We start from the raw sequence: 19,643 nt of genomic DNA, 5'->3' as shown, positions 1-19,643 counted from the left end.
AGATGACGTGGATGGCTTGGATGGGTGTGGGCCCACCGCAGAGCGCCTCAATATCAGCTACGTACCAGGGCGCCCCCGGGCTACAGACGACCGTCTTCGACTCACAACTTGCCTCGCCACGAGGAGTCTTGTACGTCACCTGAACGCATGTGGGCGCCTTGCTCACCGTGGTCGGCGGCGTCGTGACCACCGAGGGAGATGCCATCGACGACGGGGAGGAGGCAGCGGCCTTCGCCCTCTGAGCTCCGGGTGCACTGCGCGTTGCTGTCGCTTGGGCATGGGGTGTGGTGACGACGGAGTGACCATCTCCCACCGTGTGACGCAGGAGCAGAGCTACGCAAACCCCGAGGACGATCGCCACGGCTCCCCCCGCCATCGTGGCCTTCCAGGGGAAGCGCTGGGCCGGGGCCTCACGGATGACAGGGATATTCTCCAGTGTGTCGCCGTTGTGGAAGGCGAGCACTTCATCAGGACGCGGCGGTCTCTGCGGCGATTGCGGTGTGCTCACTGTCCCCCCTGCTTGTGATGCGTCACACTCAAGGTAAGGACACCTCGGGTCACGTGGGGCGAACTAGCAGGAAGAGCAACACCGTTGTGATTCACCCGACGGGATACAGGCAGCGCTCCAAGACTGCCCCGATTGCACACGGCGGGCCGGTCCTCGTAGCCGTGTGGGTAAGACGCACGCTTTCCAACTGTGGGGGTGGGGTTGTGGGTTAGGTGCAGGTGCGTTCACCTGGGTTCATGGGCGGTCGGTCGTCGGCGCCAGGAGGGTTGTGGGTCTCGCCTGAACGGTCGTGAACGGGGCTGAATGAGACGGAAATTGAGACGGACCGCCCCTGCCCACGCTGGTCGGGCGGCTAGCGCTCCTGGCTGACTGACGTGGCCCATTCGCGGAAGAGGCGGAGTGCTTCGCTGAGGTTGAGGGGGCCACAGGACGCGTGAAAGACGTCGTCCGACACCTTCGCCGTCACCCAGTCGGAGTGGCTGCGTTGGATGTCCGTTCTCACATAGGGCCGGCCGGAAAGCGTCGTTTCCTCAAGGTCGATGTGCACTGTCCAGCCTGGGTTGTCGAGCGTCGCGATGCGAACGCCCCATTCGTGCTCCCAGTCGCCGTCGCACTGGGCTTGGTACCACTGCTCCAGCCAACCGAGTTCTCCGCCAGTGTCTGCCATGACGGCTGATCGTACGAGGTCGTGATCTGGCCGTACGGTGCAGTCGCTGCCAACCTTCACCTTGGGAAGCTGCAGGCATTTGGGGCTACTTGGAGCGTTGACCTGCGTGAACGGGTGTGTGTCGGCCTCTTCGGTCCGGTGCTCTTTCCCTGTGATTCCCCGCTGTTCCCAGCCCGATCTGGTGCGGTTGCGGCGCGGCCGTGACGTAGAAGAAGGCCGCAGCAGCGACGGTAGAGTCCGCGGTCACGGGATCAGGGAAGCCGTCCGGCTTCGTGCAGCGCGTCGAAGGCCATCTCGTCGACGGCCGAGACTCGGTCCCGGTCGGCGTAGCGGAACCACGCCTTCTCGGCGATCTCCCTCGACGGGGTCAGCTCACCGCGGTGATCGGCGGTGTAACAGATCATCCGGAAGGGGCCGTGATCCGGATGGCCCTCGCCGATCTCGAACGTGCCGAAGTACACCATGGAACCGGGGTCGATCGCCGCCCGCAGTTCCTCGTCGATCTCCCGCACCAGGGTCTCGCTGTCGGACTCGCCCGGCTCACGATGACCGCCCGGAAGGTAGAAGCGATCTCTGCCGTGACTGCGCGTCACCAATACCCGGTCGTCCAGGACCAGGATCCACGCCACCTTCTCCGGCACGATCTTGCCATCCGCCATGGCTCGGGACCGTATCGGAAGGCATGGTCTGCGTCAGCGCCGTCCGCACACTGAGCTTGGGCAGCTCGGGTTCTCTGGAGGCGGTAGCTGCTCTGAGCTGCGGTGTACCTGGGACGCCGCACGGGCGGTCGCAGACTTGTTCCCTGCTGTTCCCCGTGGCTCCCCGCACGATCTGGCACGCGTCTGGCACGGACTAGGCATCGTTACCCTTCTCGGCTGCGATTTTCTACCCACTTGCCTATCAGCAAGACCAAGGTGGTGACGACGGCCAGACCTACGAAGATCACTGCTGCCCGAAGCTCGATCAGGGCCAACGCGATCGTGATTCCCAACGCGAATATCCCACCGAGCGCGGCTCTGGGCCGGGCTCGATGGGTTCGGTGCGTCTCGTGCCAGGGGCGTTCCTCGTGATACGCCATCGGAGCCTCCTCACGGCTATCCCCACCACCAGGTTGCTCCGCGACGATGCCTCGCGCACTTCCGCCTTCCGCCCGTAGGGCTTGACCTCTTGTATCCGGGCCTCGGCTGCTGTCGATGTGGTGCGGCTTGAACCCACGACCTCTTCGTCCCGAAGCAACTTGGGCGGGAGCGCTGCCTTGAGGCCGTGCGGCTCTCACCTGTGCGGATGGTCCGCAGGCGTTCGCGGTTGTTCGCCGGTGTTCGTTGGCGTTGTCACGCAGTTAGACACTCACTCGGGACGCGGACCACCCGGAAGGTGCTGCGCGGGTTCGACTGGGGAACCTGCTGCCTGCGTCAGATGGCTGTGCCGTCAGGGCGCGGGAATCCGAGCTGCCCACGGGTGGTGGCCGTGCGCGTACCGTCGGTCTGAACCATGGGGGTGGGAGTCTGTGTTGTACGCACACGAGGTGATCCTGAACGAACTCGCACAGGGCCTCAGACCTGTGGACGAGGGCGTCGAGTGGTTCGAGGGCCTCTCAGTGGACGTTAAGTCCGTTTCTGGTAGCGGCCTCGGCCGGGTTGGGTGAGGAAGCCTTGGCGGGTGAGGCGTCCGAGGCGGGCGCGGGTGACGTTGACCGACGCCTCGTCGGTGGGCATGCCGAGGAGCTCGTGCAGCTCGCGGGCTCGGAACTCCCTCTTGGGGTGCTGGTTGAAGGCGTTCACGATGGCCTGGTAGGCAGTGTTCGTCTCGGGCGGTTCGGGTTCGTCCTGGGCCGGTGCGAGCTCGGCGATGACCTTGTGTGCGGTGGCCAGGTCCGCGAGTCGCACTTCGGTCTCGGCCAGGGCGGCGGTCAAGTGCTCGATCTGGTCGCGTAGTTCACTGGCCCGAGCCATGGTCTCGTCGTGCTGGGCCTGGAGGCTGGCCAGAAGGTCAGCGATGTTCACGCGGCCAGCCCTAGGGTGTCTCGCCAGGCCAGTGCGGGTGTGGTGAGCCGGCGGGCCATGTTCGCGATCGAGGCCCAGTAGACGCGCGAGGCGGAGGTCTCGGGGCGGTGGTCGTACTCGCGGGCCAGGCGCCGGTGCAGCATCAACGTGCCGTTGACCTGCTCCACGATCCACCTTTTCGGTTGCGGAACGAAGCCTTTGCCCTGGTCGTCGGGGTTGCGGCGGACGACCTCGACGTCGATGTCCAACAGGGCGCCGTGGATGAGAACTTCGTCCTTGAAGCCCTGGTCCACCAGGGCCTTCTCCAGCCGGTTCCCGCAGCGGTTGGCGGCCTGGTCGAGCAGGGCGGTGCCGGCGGTGTTGTCGTGGGCGGATGCGGCCAGCACCACGACGCCGATGACCAGCCCCAGAACGTCGACGGCCAGTCCCCGCTTGCGCCCCGACACCTTCTTGTTGGCGTCCAGTCCCGTCGTGGTCTTGGGGACACCCGCGGCCGCGCGGACGGACTGGGTGTCGAGGATCACGAGGGACGGGTCCTCTAATCGCCGGGCTCTCTCCCGCACCTGGCAGCGCAGGAGTTCCTGGATCCGCTGGTCCAACCCGTCCTCGCGCCATAAGCCGAAGTAGTAGAACACCGCTGACCAGGACGGCAGATCATGGGGAAGGTAGCGCCACTGGCAGCCCGTCCGGTTCTGATAGAAGATCGCGTTCACGACCTCCCGAAGGTCACAGGACCCGGGATCTCCGGTCGCCGACCGGGCCACCCGGTCCTGCTTCCAGGCCGTGATCATCGGCTCGATTAACGCCCACTGCTCGTCCGATAAGTCGCTGGGGTACGGCTCTCTCTTCACGTCCCGCATCTCAACATGGACATGCACAGCGGGCGGCCTGTACAGCGATCAGTCCCACGATCGAGCGATCACGAACCTAGGAAGATCGGACTTAACGTCCACTCAGAGGGTGGCCAACGCAAAGTCCTGCACGCACTGGTGCTGTTCTGCGGGCAAGCCCGCGCCCGCGAAGAGGACGTGCCGGAGAGCATCGCGCGTTCCGGCATCCGCCTTACTCACACGCCGGCGGTGATGCTCACGAAGTGGCGCTTCGGAATGGAGGCACTTCCGGCCTACGAACTAATCAAGTCCTTCCGCCTGCTCGTCGCTCTCTTCAGCATCGCCGACACCCGCAGGCGGGCGCTGTACTGCGCCGGGGGATGTGGTCACGCGTGGCACAACCTGCCGGATCTGCCACGCGACGCAACCTGAGATGTTTTCTTGCCCTGGGTCTTGTCGGGGATCTTGGTGAGCTGGGTTTTTGCTGTTCAGACAGGCAGACGCCTATGCCTGAGAGGTCGACAGTGGTCGTCGTTGGCTGCCGTCGAGCAGCCTCGGACGGCCCAGCGACGGCCCCGGCGGCCGATCGCTTTAGACCTCACTGATGCGGTACGGCTCAGGCAACGGCGACAACGGTACGTCGAGTACGCGACCCAACAGCGCTCGCGCAACGGCGTCGCGCTCGAAGTCTGGTTGGCCTGGTCTCATCGAAAGGATCACACGGTCTCGGGTGACGACGGCAGCACCCGTGAAGCTTGGGTCGGTGATCGAAGACTCGTCCAACGTGACGTCCAGCTCCGCGAGAAGCTCAGGCAGAGGGGTGTCGAGAAGGTGCTGAGGACTCAGCACCTTCTGGATGTAGCCGGTTGCCAGCTTTGACGTCTGCGCTCGGTCGTGCTCTGTCACGGGCCTATCTCCTCAGCCGACCTTTGATGGGGCGCCAGAGTCCTTCCCCAGGGTCGCGCCAGAACAACACCACGCTGAACGATCTCCCCATAACAGTGAGGACAGAGACATCAGTGCGAGGACCGCACTGAGGACATCAGCCTGGGAAGCTTGGGTTCTGTGGCGGCGATTGCTGCGCTGAACTGTGGCGGAGTGGTCTTGGAGCCCTCGTCGCAGTCGTGGCCACTTCCCGCTGTTCCCCGTGGATCCCCGCAGCATCTGGCACGCGAATGGCACGCTCCCTTCGCCTCGAACGTCGCTTGGCGGAGCTGAACCCTGGAGTGTCTGAGCCTCAGCCGACGACAGTCAGCCGCGATGGCGGGTGCGTCGACCGATCACGCACGCGTGTGTCTCGCTGCACCTCCACCGGCCCCAGCCACGCTATCGGCGTGTTCGTCGCTCAGGAGCAAGCTTCGACAGCAGTTCCGCGACGACGCTGCGCGGGCCCCGATGGCCAAGTTATTGAACCGGTTGCCAACCTGCTGGCAACCGGCCACGACGGTTGATCTCATTCGCCAATGATCCCTGTACCGCTATCCTCGGCCTGCCCTGGTTGCGCCTCTTCGATGCCTTCAGGTGTAAACAGAAGGAAGGACGACTGCATCTGGACTGAAGTCGTGTCGAATCGTGGTCGCCGCTCAGATTCTGGTAGCAGACCATCAATCCAGTCGACGATCTCCCTGGCAAGCAACACCAGATGTGATGCTTCTTGCTGGTCGACTGGCTTCCTAGCCTTACCCACGATTGCCTTCCCATCGTGCGCGAAGCTATTTCGCGCAGAACGAAGGTTCTGGAAACCCTCCCATAGTCTGGGCTCCTCTTTTAGGCTACGTCGCGTTACGGCCTTCAAGAGAGAGTCAAACTTCTCGATAGTTGACGGGTCTTTCCTGAAGTCGCCACGATCTTGGATCCAATCCCAAATCGCTGGACTCAGTCCATTCATCCGCGCGAGCATATCAAGAGCGTATCCAATTCTTGTTTCTAGGGCGGTGAAAGCGAGCACGATCGCCGGGCCGATTTCCTCGACGAATCCGGCCGCGTCCAGGAGCAACGTATCTGCCGCCGCAGGTTCACTGCCCCAGGGAAGTGAACCAATAGCCTTCCAGAGCTCGGAGTTGATACCCACACCACTAAAGTGGATCACCCCGCTGAAGAATCTGCGAACCATCTCCTCATTAATTTCAAGCGGCTGCTCGTCGTCATCCAAATAGACCAATCGCCAAATCGAACTCGTCATTTCCAACGGTCTGATTTGTGGCGCCAGCGCCAGAAGTCTCAGCCTGGATAGCCAGTTATTAGCCAGGTTGATTGCCAGCGGTACTGAAGGGTCTGAAGCCGAATGGCCGGAACTACGCCTCCGGTCAAATGATTCCTTGCGGAAGTCGATTTGTAGCGCGTTACAGCGAGCAGCCGGTTCGCCATTGACTGAAGTATCCGAAACGGCTTCATTGAGTGGAATTTGATCAAGCTTAGCTGAGAGTTCGATGGCTGCACCACTGGGGAGCAACCGGTCATTAGGCGTGAGGTGGCAAGGGTAAGGCAAATGGAAGGCTACCTCCATTCCTCCGATCTCAAGAATCTGAGGGGTGGCCTGAGAGTAGAGACTGATTGGAATGTACATGTCGAAGGCCGTTGCAATTTGAAATCGGGCGAGCATCGAGACTCCCTGACTGAAATGGGTATTTGATTGCTTGGTGAAGTTCAGGCGCCTACGGACAGTTTGCGGCAAGTTTGAGGCTTTGGTGTGCAGAATGGCCAACTTGCCAGATTAGGTGAGGGGGATCTCGCTGTGCGCGCGGCACGGGCGCCGGCCGGGCTGGAGCGGGACGGAGGCAGGAGCGCAGGCCCGGCCGGGGGCCGTGCCGCGCGCGGGGAGCGGAGCGAGCCGCCTTGAACCCGTAGAGAAAGTTGTAACTCAGTCGGTCGGTTGGGGCTGTCCTGTCTCGGTTGATAGTTGACGCTGCGGCTTCACCTGATGCTTGACACCGCATGCCTCGGCTTGGCTGTGCGCCTGGATGTGGCGCATGGGGAGGGGCGGGTCCGTGCTTGTGGAGTTGAGCGTCTATGAACGCGACCACTTCAGGGAATCTGGCCGACCTCATCACTCGTCGAGAAATTTCGAGCAATTGAAGCCCGTGACCGTGCCACGCCGAGCACACTGGCAGCCCAACCCCAACACGGGAGGCGGACACCATGGCGCTTGAGTTTCTCGGCAGCAGCAACACCTCACAGGGCGGCGGCTGCCCCAGCTTCTACCGCGACACCGAGACTGGCGACATCGTCGTTCAGGGACTCGCCCTGAACGACCCCGAGAAGCGAAGCCAGCTCCTGAAGGTCAAGCCCGGCGAGGATGCCGTTGTCGTGCCGGCTGTTCTCTTCGAGCTGTACGCCGAGAAGGTGACCGGTGCCTGATCTGGTCACCGGGGAGGCGTTTCTCCAGTTGTTCCGGGACTTTCAGGCCACCGCGTTCCGGCTGGAGGTGCGGACCTCGTACGGCATCCCGGAGGAGGACGAGCCGTATCGGCGCTTCCTCGCCGGCGAGGACCCCGGCCTCGACTGGTTCGAGCCGTGGCTGCGTCTGATGCGGGAGGAGACCGCCAAGGGCAAGCGTGTCGAACGCGTCCGCGTCGTCGACGAACCCCCGTCCGACTACCTGCGTTTCGAGCTGTGGGGAACACCCCACAACCTCGTCGCGGGTGAGGACATCCGCTACCTGGAACGTTCCCTCGTCGCAAACCTTGGGCTGCCGCCGTACGACTTCTGGCTGTTCGACAACCGGACCGTGGCTCTGCTGAAGTTCGGGGAGAACGACCGATTCCTCGGAGTGGCACTGTCCGACGACCCCGCCGAGATCCAGCGCCATACCAGCTACCGCGATGCGGCATGGCGCTCCGCGGTGACCTTCGAGGAGTACGAGAAGGAGCACACGCACCCACAGTGAGCAGCGATTACCAGTCCGCTCGTATCGCCCTCGGCGCTCGGCTGCGTGAGCTGCGCGTCGAGGCCGGGCTGAACGGAAAGCAGCTCGCCACCCAACTCCGCTGGCCGCCGTCGAAGGTGTCCAAGCTGGAGAACGCCAAGCAGTCTCCGACCGCCGAGGACCTGCGTGCCTTGGCCAGCGCCCTCGGCGTCCCAGAGGTGCAGGCCGAGCTGATGGGCCGTCTCCGTTCCTTGGAGACGCACTACGCGGCTTGGCGACGCCAACTCGCCGCCGGCGTACGCGCCCGGCAGGAGGCATGGCAGGCAACGGAGAACTCGACTGCCGAGGTCCGCAACTTCGAGACGGCATGCATCCCGGGCCTGCTCCAGACCGCGGAGTACGCCCGGCACATGTTCCAGCGCACGACCGCCCTGCATCGCACGCCGCCCGACATCGAGGCCGGCGTCAACGCGCGCATGCAACGCCAACAGGCCCTCTACATGCCCGGCCGGGACTTCAGATATCTGATCTGGGAGCCCGCCCTTCACATGCTTCTGTGTCCGCGCGAGGTGATGGCCGGCCAACTCGACCGGCTCACCGGCGTATTCGGCATGTCCTCGGTACACCTCGGCATCGTGCCGCTGGGCGCGGATCTCACAGTCGTGCCCACGCATGGTTTCTGGCTGTTCGATGACCGGCTCGTCATGGTCGAGACGATCGGCGCGGAACTGCGTCTGACCGACCGCGCCGAGGTCGACCTGTACCGGACCGTGTGGAACGAGCTCGAACAGGCCGCAGTCACCGGTCCCCAGGCCCACCGCGTCATCGTCCGCGCGCGGGCGACACTCGACCTGATGTGAGCAACCTCTGGAAGCCTCCCCGGCCTTGTGGGAAATCAGGAGAAATCGCTACTCATTGCAGCAACCGACTTCCCTACGGTCCGGGGCATGTCCACCAGCACACGCCGGGGCACACCGCGTCACGCGGGCCGTGAGTGGCTCGCCGACGCCCACCCCACCCCAGATGACGCCCTTCGGTCATGGTCCGCCGGGGGTCTCGCCTCTATTCCGACCGGCCGCCTTTGGCTCGCCGCCGAGGCCCCGCTCCTGCGCACCGTCGTTGCCATGCAGCGCGTACCGCCGAAGCGGCTCGGCCCTGTGCTCGCGTACCCCGAGGCCGAATGCGCCTGGTGGCTCATCCCGCCTGACGACGCCCACCAGCTCGACGATGTCGCGCGGTTCACTGTGCACCCGCCCGGGTGGCCGCTGTACTGCCCGCCCCTCAACCGGCCTGCCGGGGGTCGCGTGTGGCTGGAGCGGCCGGATGGTTCTGGACGACTGACCGATCCGATCGTGCTCGGCGCCGCCTTCGGGCCTGCCGGCCGTCTGCCCGCGGAGGCCCACGGATGACGATTCCCGACACCACCCACACCCCCAGGCCCGTCGAGGCACAGCCCGGTGTCTTCGTCCACACCAGAGCAGAGCGGAACCTGGAGGTCGGTCACTGGCTCCTGCTGTCGGCGCCGGACAGGGAGAGGGCGCGGACGGAGTGGTCGACGACGGGCGTCGCCCTCCTGCGGTGCGGGGCCCTCTTCACCGCGGTGCGCCTCTCGGCCACTCTCGTGCAAGCCGCCTCGGGAACGGACGATGTGCAGAAGATCGACGCTTTCCTCGCCGAAGCCCTCTACGGAGGGCCGGTGTTCGTCGACACGCACATCCAGCGCTACTACGTCCTCGTGCCCCGCAGCGCTGCGGACAGGCTGGAGTGGCGCGACCAGCCCCGCCAGGTGCACGCGGAATGCCTCGAACCGGGCTGCTTCCTCGGTGTGCCGGACGTCATCACGACCAACCCGAGCCTGGGCCGCTCGCGCTGGTGCGTACCGATGGACGGTCCCGGCAACCTGTGCAGCCCAGAGGCTGTCTCGCAGCTCGTCGCATACGGCCTGCACCGGCTCGCGGAGGCGACGGCCGGTGAGTAACACGCTGCTACCTGTCGACGCCGACACGATCCAACACACCTACGAGTACGTGCTGTTGAGCATCCGCCTGCCGACCGGAGACGCGCTGGGCACCCTGAAGGAGACGCTTCAGGGACACGTGCAGCTCCTGGCCCCGGAGGTACGGAACCTCTCGCCCCGCATGCGAGGCGAGACCCGGCGTACAGCGGTCCATATCCTCGTGCGCACGTCTCACCTCCTGAAAGAGACCACGGGCTCCCCGACCGCCCAACTCACCGAAACGTACGACCTCGCAGTCACGGCCCGCGCCCTGCTGACCCTGTACCTGCACCCCGGACCGCTCGGTTCACCGACCGCCGAGGGCGAAATAGCCCAGCAGATTCGCCAACGCCTGTGCGGCGCCTGCTGGCAGCCGATCGAGGACGACGAGCCGTACGAGCGGCGCCCCTTCGACAGTGACTCGGCGGGAACGATCCACGGCTACGTCCATGCCGAGCCGTGCGTCGACCGGCCGTCCCTGCTCGCGCCGGTGCCCCCTCAGGACTCAAGTGCTTGAGCTGCCAGCGCTTCCCGCAGCCTCAGGAACGACTCGGCTCGTAAAACCCCTCGTCACAAGCCGCTCATACGCCCGGATCACCTCGGCGGGTACATCCTGTTGGATCATGAAGCCTTGAGCTGGGTAGATCAGCAGCCGTTGAAGAGATCCGACAAGCATGTCGATGACAAGCCGTGCGTCCTGGATTGAGTCCGCGTAATCCGAGAGCGTCATGGGAGTCGACGCACTCACGAACTCCACCTCAGGCCAGAGCTTCCGGGCCGTGGCGTAGGCCCGACGTTCCTCGTAGGGCTTACTGACGAGAAGCACGGAGGACACCTTGATTCCGCGCTCTTTGAGCAGGGCGCGGGACAGGGTGATGTTCTGCCCGGTATTCCGGGCATGAGGCTCGACGAGGATGGCGTCCGCGGGAACGCCGAGTTCAAGCGCACGGTCCCGATAGTGCTCGGCCTCGCCGCGCGGCATGCGGCCCTGTGTCGTCCGGCTGGTCGCGCCCGTGAAGACGATCAGTGGCATCATGCCGCGCCGGTACAGGTCAACGGTGGTGTCGGCTACGCCCAGGTCATGGCTGCCAAGACCGAGGCCGACCGAGCACGGACGCGGCTCGTGATGCATCAACTGGAAGTCCCAGAGAAGCCGGGCACCTTCCCAGTCCTGAGCGGAGATCACGCGGAACCTTCCTTGGCCTTGTCCCGGGCGGAGTCGGGGACTTCGAACTCGTACTCCCACGCGAACCGCGAGGCTGCGTGGATGCCGACGGCGAACTCGACCACTGTGCCATCTGCTGTGTATGTCGTCCGGTGAAGCTCAACTACGGGTTCGCCCGAGGGAAGTTGTAGGAGTTTCACCTCGTCCGCTGTCGGCACGCGAGCGAACAGCGCCTCTTTCATGTGGTCGATCTCGTACCCGGCGTCGTAGAGCACCCGGTATCCGCCGCCTCGGCCGGCGGGGCCCGGCGTTGGGTCGACGATGCGGGTTCCTTCGACGTGTTCGGGCCGGTAGTAGCTGGTCAAGGTGTGCGTCGGTTGCGTGCCCTCCTTCACGAGGCGGGCACGTGCATACACAGGTGAGCCGACGGGGACGCCGAGCCCCTCAGCGATCACCGTGTCCGCCGCGACGCGGTCGACGGTCTGCGTCTGCTCGTTCCGGTCGTAGGCCCGCCCCGAGGCCACGCGATCTGCGATGAACGCGACTTCGTCGCTGTCCCGCCATTTGACCTTGTCGTAGCGGGTGATGCCGAGTCGTTTGAGGGCGGAGCGGGGACGCACGATCGTGCCGTGGCCTCGTGTCGATGTCACGAGGCCTTCGGCCTCAAGTGCCTTGTACGCCTGATGGACGGTGGCCTTCGAGCCTTCGCCGGCCTCTACAAGCTCCCTGATCTGGGGCAACTGAGCCCCTGGTGCGTAGTCGCCATTCCTGATCTGTTCCGCGACCCGGTCCGCCAGTTCACGCCACTTCGGTGCCACAGCAGAACTCCCTTCGATACGCACTAGTGAAGCACAGTCCTAGGACTGTTGACAGTCCTAGGACTGCGATGCCATAGTCCTCTCATGCCACTCGCAGTCCTAGGACAGCGGGAAGGTGGCTGCCATTGGGCTCCGCCATGGCATGTCGGTTCGGGATAGCTCCTAGCACGCCATGGGGGCCCTGAGCTGGTCGTTCCTTGACAACTCAAGAGAGTGCACCTGAGGGAAATCCGCCCCACCTCCGCAAGCAAGAGGGCGGGCGCGTACGGGTCCAGTCCCGTGCGCGGTACAGCGCAACCGCCCCGATGGTCGTAGGCCGGGTTCAACTCCCGGTCGGGGCACTGCGGCCGATCTTCGGTCGCGCCGCGCAGCCTGCGCGGCTTCACCTTCAACGACGCGGCCCCGGTGCTGGAACACCGGGGCCGCTGTTCGGGCCGTTCACCTGTGGAAGGACACACGACCCAATGGACCACATCGTCACTGTTCAAGAGGCTGTTACCGCGTTCGCCGACTTCATGGACCCAACGGACGCCGAGCTGGACGCGATCGAGCTGGAGATGCCCGCGATCCTCGCGGACGTCGACCTGCTGGACGTGCAGATCATCACCATGGACCGGACCCCCACCGAGCTGGACGTCCGGCGTATCCGGCGGGCCCGCCGGCGGTTGCTGACTGCGCTGGCGGGCCAGGCCGCGACCGTGCACCGGGGCGGTGCGGCATGAGCGGACAGAACACCGTGCGGGAGTTCACCGCGCAGATGTCCGTCCGTGACGGCCGCTGGCGCCTGTACGTGGCCTTGCTCAACACCACCGAGCAGTGGCCGGAGCACCGGTTGGGGCGGACGGTGCCGACGTTCACGGACCGTACGGACTCGCTCAGCGCGCTCGGCTTCGAGCCGGTACCGGGCGCCGAGTGGGAGTGGACCGAGGACAGCGAGACGCCCGGCAACCCCGCCTCCCCGGTCGTTCTGATCGCCGCGATCCGGGTGCGTTCATGGTCGGGGGTGAGTGTATGAACGCCGCTCATATCCGTTCGGCGGAGCGGGCGTTGTCGGCCGGCACGTGGCTGATCGTGGCGGGCGCGATGCTCTACTCGATCCTCACCGTCACCCCGCTCGCCTCCGCCCACACCCCCGCCCAGTGGGCCTGGACGGCACCGATCCTGCCCCTGGTGGTGGACGCGGCCGTGGTCATCGTGGTCCGCCTGGACGCGGTGCTGGCCCGGCTCGGGGGCAACGGCGGGCGGTGGCCCATCGCGCTGCGGTGGATGACCGGCTGCATGACCCTCGCCCTCAACGTCGCCGACTCCGCACTGAAGAACGACCTGGTGGGCGTGGCCGTGCACGCGGTCGCCCCACTGCTGCTGATCGTCACGGCAGAGACCGGCCTCGCCTACCGGCGGGCCATCACCGCCGCCGTGATCGCTTTGGAAGCCAAGCAGCACGCCGAGCGGGAAGCCCGGGAACAGGCCGCGAGCGAGCGGCGTGACGAGATTGCACGGCGGGCCCGTGAGGAGCGCGAGCACGCGGCGGCACTGGCGCGTGAACAGCGTGAGCATGAGGCCCGCATGGCCCGTGAACAGGCCGAGCGGGAGGCCGCCGCACGGCGTGAGGAACGGGAGCGGGAAGAGGCGCGGGAGCGTGCCGAGCGCGAGGAGCGTGAACGCGCGGACCGTGAGCGTGAACAGCGTGAGCGGGAGCGTGAACGCCGTGAACGTGAGGCCGCCGAACGCGCCGAACGCGAGCAGCGAGAGCGTGTTGAGCGGGAGCGCCGTGAACAGACCGAGCGGGAGGAGCGGGCCGCGCGTGAACGCGCCGCGCTGCTGTCCGCTGGTCCTGCCACGGAGAAGCTGTCCGAGGATGACGCCCGCGCGATCGTGGCCGCCGCGCACGCGGAGGGTATGTCGGTGCGCACGGCTGCGGAGCTGTGCGGCTGGTCGGTGGGATGGGTTTCGACCCGCTACGCCGAACTGCGCGGCCCGGTCAACGGTGTTCTGGTCGATCTCGCCGGTACGGGCCGCTGATGGCTACCGCGCACGCGAGTGGCTCGCTGCCCGTGTATCGGTGGCGTCTCGCCCTCTCCCGCATTGCTCGGCGTGTGCGTGCCGTGCGCCGGCTCCAACTGACCTGAGGGAGAGCCCTGATGGCGCATCGTGACCCGCCGGGGATCATCGCCCCGCACATTCCCGCCGACGTCTACCGCCGCGCCGAAGCCACCGGGCAGCCCGTCGTCGTCATCGTCCACACCACCGACCAGGACGGGCGCCCGCTGCGCCACTACCTGTTCCCCATCGTCATCGCGGGTGCGGGCGTCGTGGGGGTGTTCGGCCTCGTGGCAGCGCTCGTCGCACTGCTCGACTTCGCAGTCCACACCGCCATCGCCATCGGCAGCGTGGCCGGACCTGTCGGTATCGGCGGCATCACCCTCAAACTCACCCGCCCCAAGGACTGAAACAGGCGGAAGCCGTAGACGGCCCGCAGGGAGTCCGACCCCTCTCGCGTGTGGGTGCACATCCCCCGGGCCGTGAACGGCCGCTGAGGGCCCCGTGAAGGGGTTGCACGGCTGGTTTTTCCGCCGCTCTACGCGCGCGGGCGCGTAGAGCCCTCACCCCTCCCCACCGCTCAACTCTGCAACATCGCAGGTCAGATGCGGTTGAAGGGGGTTCAACCGGTGCTTTCGACGCAACCGACAGCACCGCCCCCTGCAACCCGGCGGGCCGGTGACGCCACGCAACGGCGCACCGGCCCTCATCCACGGTCTTGGAGGACCCTTTCGTGGACTGGAAGCAAGCATGGTCGACCACCACCAACACCACCACTACGGCGCTCGATTCACTCGCCCCGGTGTGCGCTCCGTTCGCGGCCCGCTGGGACCTTGAAGCCGGGCGGCGCACCAAGCTGCGCACCCCGGAGCACCTGAAGCAGCTGATGGCCGCGCAGAAGGAACACAACGCCGCGCGCTCCACCCACGCCACCGCCAAGTCCCAGCAACACGCCGCCCGCGCCGCGTCCAACAACCCGTTCGCGGCCGGCCGCCGCGCCGCCCGCGTCGCGGCCAAGGCAGCCCTGAGCCACGAGCGCGACACCCGAGCCAAACTCAAAGCCGCGCGGGTGAACTACCCCACCACCCTCAAAGCCCGCGCCATCCAGGCGCACTCACTGCACGCCGTGCCCAGCACGATCGCGTCCACGCTCATGTCCACCGCACACCTCACCCTCTGGCCGGCCACCACATCCGCCGTACTGATCGGGGCGAACGTAGCCAGCCTCGCGCTCGGGCGGCGCAAGCTGCGCGTGCCGGTGGATGAGTCGGTCTCGGTGGAAGAACGTCAGCTCATGGAACGCCTCGACCCGTCGTACTGGGTCGAGCACGCCGGTGACCGTGGTCTGTCGGGCACGGTCACCACGCCTCCCGCGATGGAGCCGGGCGGCATCCGCTGTGAAATCCGCCTGGACGGGACGTGGACGGTCAAGACGCTCGCGGACAAGGCCGACTCCGTCCGTGCGCTGCTCGGGGCCCGCACCGCGCTGCGCATCCGGATCACCTCCGCCTCACGCGGCGGCTGGGCCGTCCTCACCCTCGCCACCCGCTCGGCAGCCGCAGGCGTCCCCTCTATGTGGACTGCGGACCGCATCCCGTCCGACCCACTGACGATGAACCTCGGCCTGGACACCGAGACCGGCGATGAGGTCCTGATCCCGTTCGACGAACGGCTGTTGGTGTCCGGCGCGTCCGGCACCGGCAAGTCCTGGTCCTTCCGCCCCCTCATGGCCACCGCCCACCTGCGCGGCGACCTGCTCCTGATCGACGGCAAGGGCGAAGAGGCCAACATCTGGGAACCGGTCTGCCGCGTCGCCGTCGAACGCGACGACATCACCGACGCCGTGGACCAGGCGCACACGGAGATGACCCGCCGCAAGACCGACATGAAGCAGCGCGGCATCAGCGTGTGGGACGGCCCTCAGCTCACCGTCGTCGTCGACGAGGGACAGGTCATCCTCGCCCTCATCACCAAGGATAAAGACCGGCTGCAACGCCTGATCGAACTGTCCTCACTCGGCCGCTCGCGCGGTGTCGTCCTGTGGTGGGCCACCCAGTACCCGCTCACCGACGGCGGAGCGCCCGGCGTGCACAAGCTGATCGCACCCAACCTCCTCACCCGGTTCTCGCTACGGGTGGCCGGCACGACACAAGCACAGGTCGCCCTCGACGACTGCGCACACTACGCACCCCACCAGATCCCCGACGGCCGCGAATACCGAGGCCACGGCTACCTCAAGGGCTACGGACCGCGCATGCTGCGCACCTGGACCCTCGACGACACAGGCGTACGCGCCCTGCCCACATCGATCTGGACTCCCGCGCCGACGTCGGGCGGCTCGACGCCGCGCACACCGCTGCACCTGGTCAAGAACACACCCGCAGCGACCGGGGCGGCAACCAACCGGGACAAGGTGCTCGCCGCCGTGCACTCCGGGGCCCGCACCGCCAAAGACGTGACCGACACCACCGGCCTCAACAAGGGCACCGTCTCCCGCGAGATCAAAACCCTCACCGAGAGCGGAGCCCTGCACCGCACCCCCGACGGCCGCCTCCTCCCCGGCCAGCAAGCGGCCTGACCACTCCCGCGAAACGACAACGGCGGCCCCCATCCGACCAAGAACCGGGGCCGCCGCCAATCCAGCACGCACGTAGAGAACTGGAGGTCTCCAGCATGACCCAACCGACCCTCCTTCGGGGAGAGCACCTGCAAACCGCTCTCGACCTGGCCGCCTCCGGCCTGCCCCCGCTGCCCCTACGAGCCGGGAAGGTACCGTTCGGCAACTGCCGCCGCTGCGCCAACAACTCCTGCGGCGGCCGACCCAACATGAAGACCCCGGGCCCGTGCGCCTGCCCTGGCGTCTGCCACGCGTGGGCCGCCGCGACCACCGACCCACACGTCATCACCTCCGGCCCCTGGCGCCGCGCCTGGCTGCAAGCCGAAGCGGTCGCCTACCACCCGGGCGGAGCGGGGCTGACAGCCGTGGACCTGGACAACACCGACGCGATCGCGTGGGCCCGCGAGAACCTGCCGCCCACACACGTCGTGCCCACCACCCGGGGCGAACACTGGCTCTACCTCGGTGCGATGCAGTCCGCCAACGCCGTACGCCCCGGCGTGGACATCAAGTCGACCATGTCCTACGCCCGCTGGCTCGGATTCGGCACCGGCACCATGGCCGCCCTGCCGGACGCCGTGCGCGCGCTCATCGTGAAGAAGTCCGCCGCAGTCCGACCGACGGCCGTCACTGTGCCCGCCCTGGCCGGGGGCGGGGAGTGCCCGCACCGCACACCGACCTATCTGGACCGTGGCATCGCCATGGCGGAGCAGCGCATCACCAGCGCCCGTGAAGCGGTGCATGCCACCGTCTACCGGACGTTCCTCGCGGTGCTGTCCATGCACGGGCGGTGTGGCTGCCTCACTGAGGTGCACGTCACCCGGTTGTTCACCGCAGCTCAGGCCAAGGGCGAATCGCTCCGGCACTGCACGGACGCGTGGACCAACGCCCTGACCACGTTGGGACTGAGCCATGTCTGAGGACGACAAGACTCCCGGCCGCGAGGTCATCGCGGACTACGCGCAGGAGCACTTCCGCTACTTCCGCACCGCTGACGGGACCGTCTACGCGCAGAAGAAGGGCCATCCCGTTGCCCGCCCGATCCGCTCCCAGGGCACGACGGGCAGCCACCGCCAAGAACTCATGGTCGGCCTCTACCGCGACGGACGCGGCGCGTTCAACGGCTCAGCGCTGAAAGAGGCGCTGGACCTGATCGAAGCACTCGCGCTGACCGAGGACGTGCAGCCGGTCCATATCCGCGTCGCCCCCGGATTCGACGGCGCGACGTGGCTGGACCTGGGCCGCGACGACGGACAGTCCGTGCGCATCCACCCCACCGGCTGGGACATCCTCACTCCCGACCCGCGCGAGGTGTGCTGGCGGCGCACCCAGCTCACGGGGGAACTGCCCATGCCGGTCAAGGACACGGGCGGCAAGGGCATCGATCTGCTGATGCGGCTGTGCAACTTCGCCAACGCCGAGACCGAGTGCCTGGCCATCGCGTGGCTGATCGGCTGCCTCGGACCGTCCGTGCCCGTCCCCGCCCCGTTCCTCACCGGACCGCAGGGCGCAGGCAAGTCGACCGGAGGCCGCATGCTCACCCGGATCATCGAGGGCATGAGCGGCGACCTGCGCAGGGCCCCGAAGGACGAGGAAAGCCTGATCGCAGCGGTTGCCGCGGGATGGGTCACCGCCCTGGACAACCTCTCCCACGTGACACCCGACCTGTCGGACGCCATGTGCTGCATCGTCACCGGCGCCGAGAGCGTCAAGCGCGCCCTGTTCACCGACGGGGACGTCTTCCGCGTCGGCTACCGCCGCCCCCTGCTCCTGACCGGGATCGACGTCGGAGTCATCCGGCCCGACCTCGCGGACCGGCTCCTGCCCCTGCGCCTGGAACGCCCCCGTATCCGGCGCACCGAGGCCGAACTGTGGACGGACTACGCGGAAGTCCTCCCCGTCGTGCTCGGCTCGCTCCTGGACCTCACGGTCAGGGTCCGCGCGGCCCAGGCGGAGACCCCCACCGATCTGCGGATGGCGGACTTCGCCCACCTGTGCGCGCAGTTCGACGCGGCGACCGGCCTCGGGGCGCTGGCCGCGTACCGGGCCAGTCTGGACGACCTGAACGACGACGTGATCGAGGGCGACCTCCTAGCACAAACGGTCCTCAAGTACGCCGAGACCATCGAGCCGGGCGGCGCGCAGCGGATGACGTCCACGGAGTGGCTGTCCTGCCTCAGCCGCCTCTACAGCGGCGACGATGGCCGTCCCCTGCCCAGGGGGTGGCCGACCACCGGCAAAGTCCTCTCCGACCGGCTCAAACGCCTCCAACCGACGCTCGCCGCCCGGCGCGTCCTCGTCGACGCGGGCCGCACCAGCGCGGGCCGCTACCTCGAAATGACCCGCACGCTCCCCCCGGCCCCGCACGAGCAGGCACGGGCGTTCTGACCGAACGCTCACCCGGACAAGCAAGAGGAGCACCACCCCGGCGGAGCGTGCTCCTCTTGCTGTTCGGCGCTTGCGCCGCCTCAAGGACGTGCCGCGCAGCGGCTCCTTCTTCGCTCTGTGAGCCGCGCTCAACTACGACAGGCAGCCCCTTCTTTTTTTGTCCTAAGAAGGAAGACGCTGCGTCATCCGCGTCATGCGAGCCGGGAAACGGCACGTGACCTGCGGCAACAGGCATGACACAGACGGCTTGCTCTGCGTCATCATGCGTCACCTGCGTCATCCGGTGACGCACCCCATGACGCCGGCATGACGCACGCTCTAGCCGCTACGTCAGACAAAACCGCAGGTCAGAGTCCTAAGTGACGCGCGTGACGCCATGACGCAGAAATCCACACCTCGGACAGATCAGGAGTCCGAGATCCCTGAAGCCAACGCGACACCCCCGAGGACCCCATGAGCCGAACACGTTCCGCTCAACCCGACGCCCGCGCGATCCTCCGCAACGGTCTCCCCGACCGCTACCTCACCGTCGACGACATCGCGACGATGTTCGAAGTCCCCGTCGAAACCGTCTACCAGTGGCGCAAGAAGCGCACCGGTCCTCCCGGCTTCCGCATCGGCAAACACCTCCGCTATGACCCCGCCGACGTCGGCGCCTACGTCACCGAACGAAAGACCGCCGACCAGGCCGCCGCCTGACTCAGCCAAACCACAAAGCCCAACACCCCAGGGAGGGCCACGCCGTG

General features: G+C 66.6%; 23 protein-coding genes. 15 read left to right on the top strand and 8 right to left on the bottom strand.

The genetic code is table 11. The features are described from left to right. Nucleotides 1–860: 860 nt before the first annotated feature. The 4 genes from ACWDEW_RS25490 to ACWDEW_RS25475 all read right to left on the bottom strand — a co-directional run bounded on the left by ACWDEW_RS25490 (nucleotide 861) and on the right by ACWDEW_RS25475 (nucleotide 4,038). The gene (locus ACWDEW_RS25490) at nucleotides 861–1,175 is read right to left on the bottom strand and encodes an immunity 53 family protein (RefSeq protein ID WP_450515268.1); all 315 of its coding nucleotides are present in this window, start codon (nucleotides 1,173–1,175) and stop codon (nucleotides 861–863) included. Nucleotides 1,176–1,426: 251 nt separating this feature from the next. Continuing rightward, nucleotides 1,427–1,834 (bottom strand): NUDIX hydrolase, encoded by a 408-nt coding sequence (locus ACWDEW_RS25485; protein ID WP_450515266.1) that lies wholly within the window; start codon nucleotides 1,832–1,834, stop codon nucleotides 1,427–1,429. A gap of 945 nt (nucleotides 1,835–2,779) precedes the next feature. Next, nucleotides 2,780–3,178, bottom strand: a complete 399-nt coding sequence (locus ACWDEW_RS25480) for a hypothetical protein (RefSeq protein WP_450515264.1) — start codon at nucleotides 3,176–3,178, stop codon at nucleotides 2,780–2,782. Next, nucleotides 3,175–4,038: an IS5 family transposase gene (locus tag ACWDEW_RS25475; RefSeq protein ID WP_450515263.1), complete on the bottom strand. Its 864-nt coding sequence runs from the start codon at nucleotides 4,036–4,038 to the stop codon at nucleotides 3,175–3,177. The genes ACWDEW_RS25480 and ACWDEW_RS25475 overlap by 4 nt, the downstream gene beginning before the upstream one ends. Before the next feature lie 6 nt (nucleotides 4,039–4,044). Between ACWDEW_RS25475 and ACWDEW_RS25470 the strand changes: the two genes are divergently transcribed. Next, entirely contained in the window at nucleotides 4,045–4,440 is a 396-nt protein-coding gene (locus ACWDEW_RS25470) for a DUF5958 family protein (RefSeq protein WP_450515261.1), read from the top strand. 159 nt (nucleotides 4,441–4,599) lie between these two features. On the opposite strand, the gene ACWDEW_RS25465 is transcribed toward ACWDEW_RS25470, so the two are convergent. Continuing rightward, on the bottom strand, nucleotides 4,600–4,914 hold the full coding sequence (locus tag ACWDEW_RS25465) for a hypothetical protein (protein ID WP_450515259.1): 315 nt from the start codon (nucleotides 4,912–4,914) through the stop codon (nucleotides 4,600–4,602). Between the two features lie 547 nt (nucleotides 4,915–5,461). Further along, nucleotides 5,462–6,712 (bottom strand): hypothetical protein, encoded by a 1,251-nt coding sequence (locus tag ACWDEW_RS25460; protein WP_450515258.1) that lies wholly within the window; start codon nucleotides 6,710–6,712, stop codon nucleotides 5,462–5,464. A 434-nt stretch (nucleotides 6,713–7,146) separates the two neighbouring features. On the opposite strand from ACWDEW_RS25460, the gene ACWDEW_RS25455 reads away from it, so the two are divergent. The 6 genes from ACWDEW_RS25455 to ACWDEW_RS25430 all read left to right on the top strand — a co-directional run bounded on the left by ACWDEW_RS25455 (nucleotide 7,147) and on the right by ACWDEW_RS25430 (nucleotide 10,386). After that, on the top strand, nucleotides 7,147–7,365 hold the full coding sequence (locus tag ACWDEW_RS25455; protein WP_450515257.1) for a hypothetical protein: 219 nt from the start codon (nucleotides 7,147–7,149) through the stop codon (nucleotides 7,363–7,365). Next, nucleotides 7,358–7,894, top strand: coding sequence for a DUF6879 family protein (locus ACWDEW_RS25450; RefSeq protein ID WP_450515255.1), 537 nt, complete (start codon nucleotides 7,358–7,360; stop codon nucleotides 7,892–7,894). Before ACWDEW_RS25455 ends, ACWDEW_RS25450 begins: the two co-directional genes overlap by 8 nt. After that, nucleotides 7,891–8,733 carry a helix-turn-helix domain-containing protein gene (locus ACWDEW_RS25445; protein WP_450515254.1) on the top strand — a complete coding sequence of 281 codons (843 nt, stop codon included), beginning with the start codon at nucleotides 7,891–7,893 and terminating at the stop codon, nucleotides 8,731–8,733. Before ACWDEW_RS25450 ends, ACWDEW_RS25445 begins: the two co-directional genes overlap by 4 nt. A gap of 87 nt (nucleotides 8,734–8,820) precedes the next feature. Further along, nucleotides 8,821–9,282: a hypothetical protein gene (locus tag ACWDEW_RS25440; protein WP_450515252.1), complete on the top strand. Its 462-nt coding sequence runs from the start codon at nucleotides 8,821–8,823 to the stop codon at nucleotides 9,280–9,282. Next, nucleotides 9,279–9,851 carry a hypothetical protein gene (locus tag ACWDEW_RS25435; protein WP_450515251.1) on the top strand — a complete coding sequence of 191 codons (573 nt, stop codon included), beginning with the start codon at nucleotides 9,279–9,281 and terminating at the stop codon, nucleotides 9,849–9,851. The genes ACWDEW_RS25440 and ACWDEW_RS25435 overlap by 4 nt, the downstream gene beginning before the upstream one ends. Further along, a complete protein-coding gene (locus ACWDEW_RS25430; protein ID WP_450515250.1) occupies nucleotides 9,844–10,386 on the top strand; it encodes a DUF6415 family natural product biosynthesis protein in 543 nt (180 codons plus the stop codon). Before ACWDEW_RS25435 ends, ACWDEW_RS25430 begins: the two co-directional genes overlap by 8 nt. Here the strand turns inward: ACWDEW_RS25430 and ACWDEW_RS25425 are convergent. After that, a complete protein-coding gene (locus ACWDEW_RS25425; protein WP_450515248.1) occupies nucleotides 10,375–11,055 on the bottom strand; it encodes a YdcF family protein in 681 nt (226 codons plus the stop codon). The two genes, ACWDEW_RS25430 and ACWDEW_RS25425, sit on opposite strands and share 12 nt — an antisense overlap. Beyond that, complete coding sequence (locus tag ACWDEW_RS25420; RefSeq protein WP_450515246.1) at nucleotides 11,052–11,852, bottom strand: GntR family transcriptional regulator; 801 nt, start codon at nucleotides 11,850–11,852, stop codon at nucleotides 11,052–11,054. Before ACWDEW_RS25420 ends, ACWDEW_RS25425 begins: the two co-directional genes overlap by 4 nt. 464 nt (nucleotides 11,853–12,316) lie before the next feature. On the opposite strand from ACWDEW_RS25420, the gene ACWDEW_RS25415 reads away from it, so the two are divergent. The 8 genes from ACWDEW_RS25415 (at nucleotide 12,317) to ACWDEW_RS25380 (ending at nucleotide 19,596) form a co-directional block, all read left to right on the top strand. Beyond that, complete coding sequence (locus ACWDEW_RS25415) at nucleotides 12,317–12,574, top strand: DUF6284 family protein (RefSeq protein ID WP_450515244.1); 258 nt, start codon at nucleotides 12,317–12,319, stop codon at nucleotides 12,572–12,574. After that, the gene (locus tag ACWDEW_RS25410; RefSeq protein WP_450515242.1) at nucleotides 12,571–12,867 is read left to right on the top strand and encodes a DUF6303 family protein; all 297 of its coding nucleotides are present in this window, start codon (nucleotides 12,571–12,573) and stop codon (nucleotides 12,865–12,867) included. Before ACWDEW_RS25415 ends, ACWDEW_RS25410 begins: the two co-directional genes overlap by 4 nt. After that, nucleotides 12,864–13,874, top strand: a complete 1,011-nt coding sequence (locus ACWDEW_RS25405; protein WP_450515240.1) for a DUF2637 domain-containing protein — start codon at nucleotides 12,864–12,866, stop codon at nucleotides 13,872–13,874. The genes ACWDEW_RS25410 and ACWDEW_RS25405 overlap by 4 nt, the downstream gene beginning before the upstream one ends. A gap of 119 nt (nucleotides 13,875–13,993) precedes the next feature. Then, nucleotides 13,994–14,302, top strand: a complete 309-nt coding sequence (locus ACWDEW_RS25400; RefSeq protein WP_450515239.1) for a hypothetical protein — start codon at nucleotides 13,994–13,996, stop codon at nucleotides 14,300–14,302. 323 nt (nucleotides 14,303–14,625) lie between these two features. After that, nucleotides 14,626–16,470, top strand: coding sequence for an ATP-binding protein (locus tag ACWDEW_RS25395; protein WP_450515237.1), 1,845 nt, complete (start codon nucleotides 14,626–14,628; stop codon nucleotides 16,468–16,470). 95 nt (nucleotides 16,471–16,565) lie between these two features. Beyond that, on the top strand, nucleotides 16,566–17,429 hold the full coding sequence (locus ACWDEW_RS25390) for a DNA primase (RefSeq protein ID WP_450515235.1): 864 nt from the start codon (nucleotides 16,566–16,568) through the stop codon (nucleotides 17,427–17,429). Continuing rightward, the gene (locus tag ACWDEW_RS25385; protein WP_450515234.1) at nucleotides 17,422–18,897 is read left to right on the top strand and encodes an ATP-binding protein; all 1,476 of its coding nucleotides are present in this window, start codon (nucleotides 17,422–17,424) and stop codon (nucleotides 18,895–18,897) included. Before ACWDEW_RS25390 ends, ACWDEW_RS25385 begins: the two co-directional genes overlap by 8 nt. A 453-nt stretch (nucleotides 18,898–19,350) precedes the next feature. Further along, complete coding sequence (locus ACWDEW_RS25380; protein WP_450515233.1) at nucleotides 19,351–19,596, top strand: helix-turn-helix domain-containing protein; 246 nt, start codon at nucleotides 19,351–19,353, stop codon at nucleotides 19,594–19,596. Nucleotides 19,597–19,643 lie beyond the last annotated feature (47 nt).

It is taken from the genome of Streptomyces sp. NPDC001100 (genome assembly GCF_053598575.1).
The sequence above is the reverse complement of the archived record's forward strand: the minus strand, read 5'-3'. Positions and strand labels throughout refer to the sequence as shown.

What these genes read in the sequence shown, in the direction of transcription:
- ACWDEW_RS25490 (WP_450515268.1), bottom strand. Translation starts at nt 1,175, where the DNA reads ATGGCAGACACTGGCGGAGAACTCGGTTGGCTGGAGCAGTGGTACCAA.
- ACWDEW_RS25485 (WP_450515266.1), bottom strand. Translation starts at nt 1,834, where the DNA reads ATGGCGGATGGCAAGATCGTGCCGGAGAAGGTGGCGTGGATCCTGGTC.
- ACWDEW_RS25475 (WP_450515263.1), bottom strand. Translation starts at nt 4,038, where the DNA reads ATGCGGGACGTGAAGAGAGAGCCGTACCCCAGCGACTTATCGGACGAG.
- ACWDEW_RS25470 (WP_450515261.1), top strand. Translation starts at nt 4,045, where the DNA reads ATGGACATGCACAGCGGGCGGCCTGTACAGCGATCAGTCCCACGATCG.
- ACWDEW_RS25455 (WP_450515257.1), top strand. Translation starts at nt 7,147, where the DNA reads ATGGCGCTTGAGTTTCTCGGCAGCAGCAACACCTCACAGGGCGGCGGC.
- ACWDEW_RS25440 (WP_450515252.1), top strand. Translation starts at nt 8,821, where the DNA reads ATGTCCACCAGCACACGCCGGGGCACACCGCGTCACGCGGGCCGTGAG.
- ACWDEW_RS25435 (WP_450515251.1), top strand. Translation starts at nt 9,279, where the DNA reads ATGACGATTCCCGACACCACCCACACCCCCAGGCCCGTCGAGGCACAG.
- ACWDEW_RS25415 (WP_450515244.1), top strand. Translation starts at nt 12,317, where the DNA reads ATGGACCACATCGTCACTGTTCAAGAGGCTGTTACCGCGTTCGCCGAC.
- ACWDEW_RS25410 (WP_450515242.1), top strand. Translation starts at nt 12,571, where the DNA reads ATGAGCGGACAGAACACCGTGCGGGAGTTCACCGCGCAGATGTCCGTC.
- ACWDEW_RS25405 (WP_450515240.1), top strand. Translation starts at nt 12,864, where the DNA reads ATGAACGCCGCTCATATCCGTTCGGCGGAGCGGGCGTTGTCGGCCGGC.
- ACWDEW_RS25400 (WP_450515239.1), top strand. Translation starts at nt 13,994, where the DNA reads ATGGCGCATCGTGACCCGCCGGGGATCATCGCCCCGCACATTCCCGCC.
- ACWDEW_RS25390 (WP_450515235.1), top strand. Translation starts at nt 16,566, where the DNA reads ATGACCCAACCGACCCTCCTTCGGGGAGAGCACCTGCAAACCGCTCTC.
- ACWDEW_RS25385 (WP_450515234.1), top strand. Translation starts at nt 17,422, where the DNA reads ATGTCTGAGGACGACAAGACTCCCGGCCGCGAGGTCATCGCGGACTAC.
- ACWDEW_RS25380 (WP_450515233.1), top strand. Translation starts at nt 19,351, where the DNA reads ATGAGCCGAACACGTTCCGCTCAACCCGACGCCCGCGCGATCCTCCGC.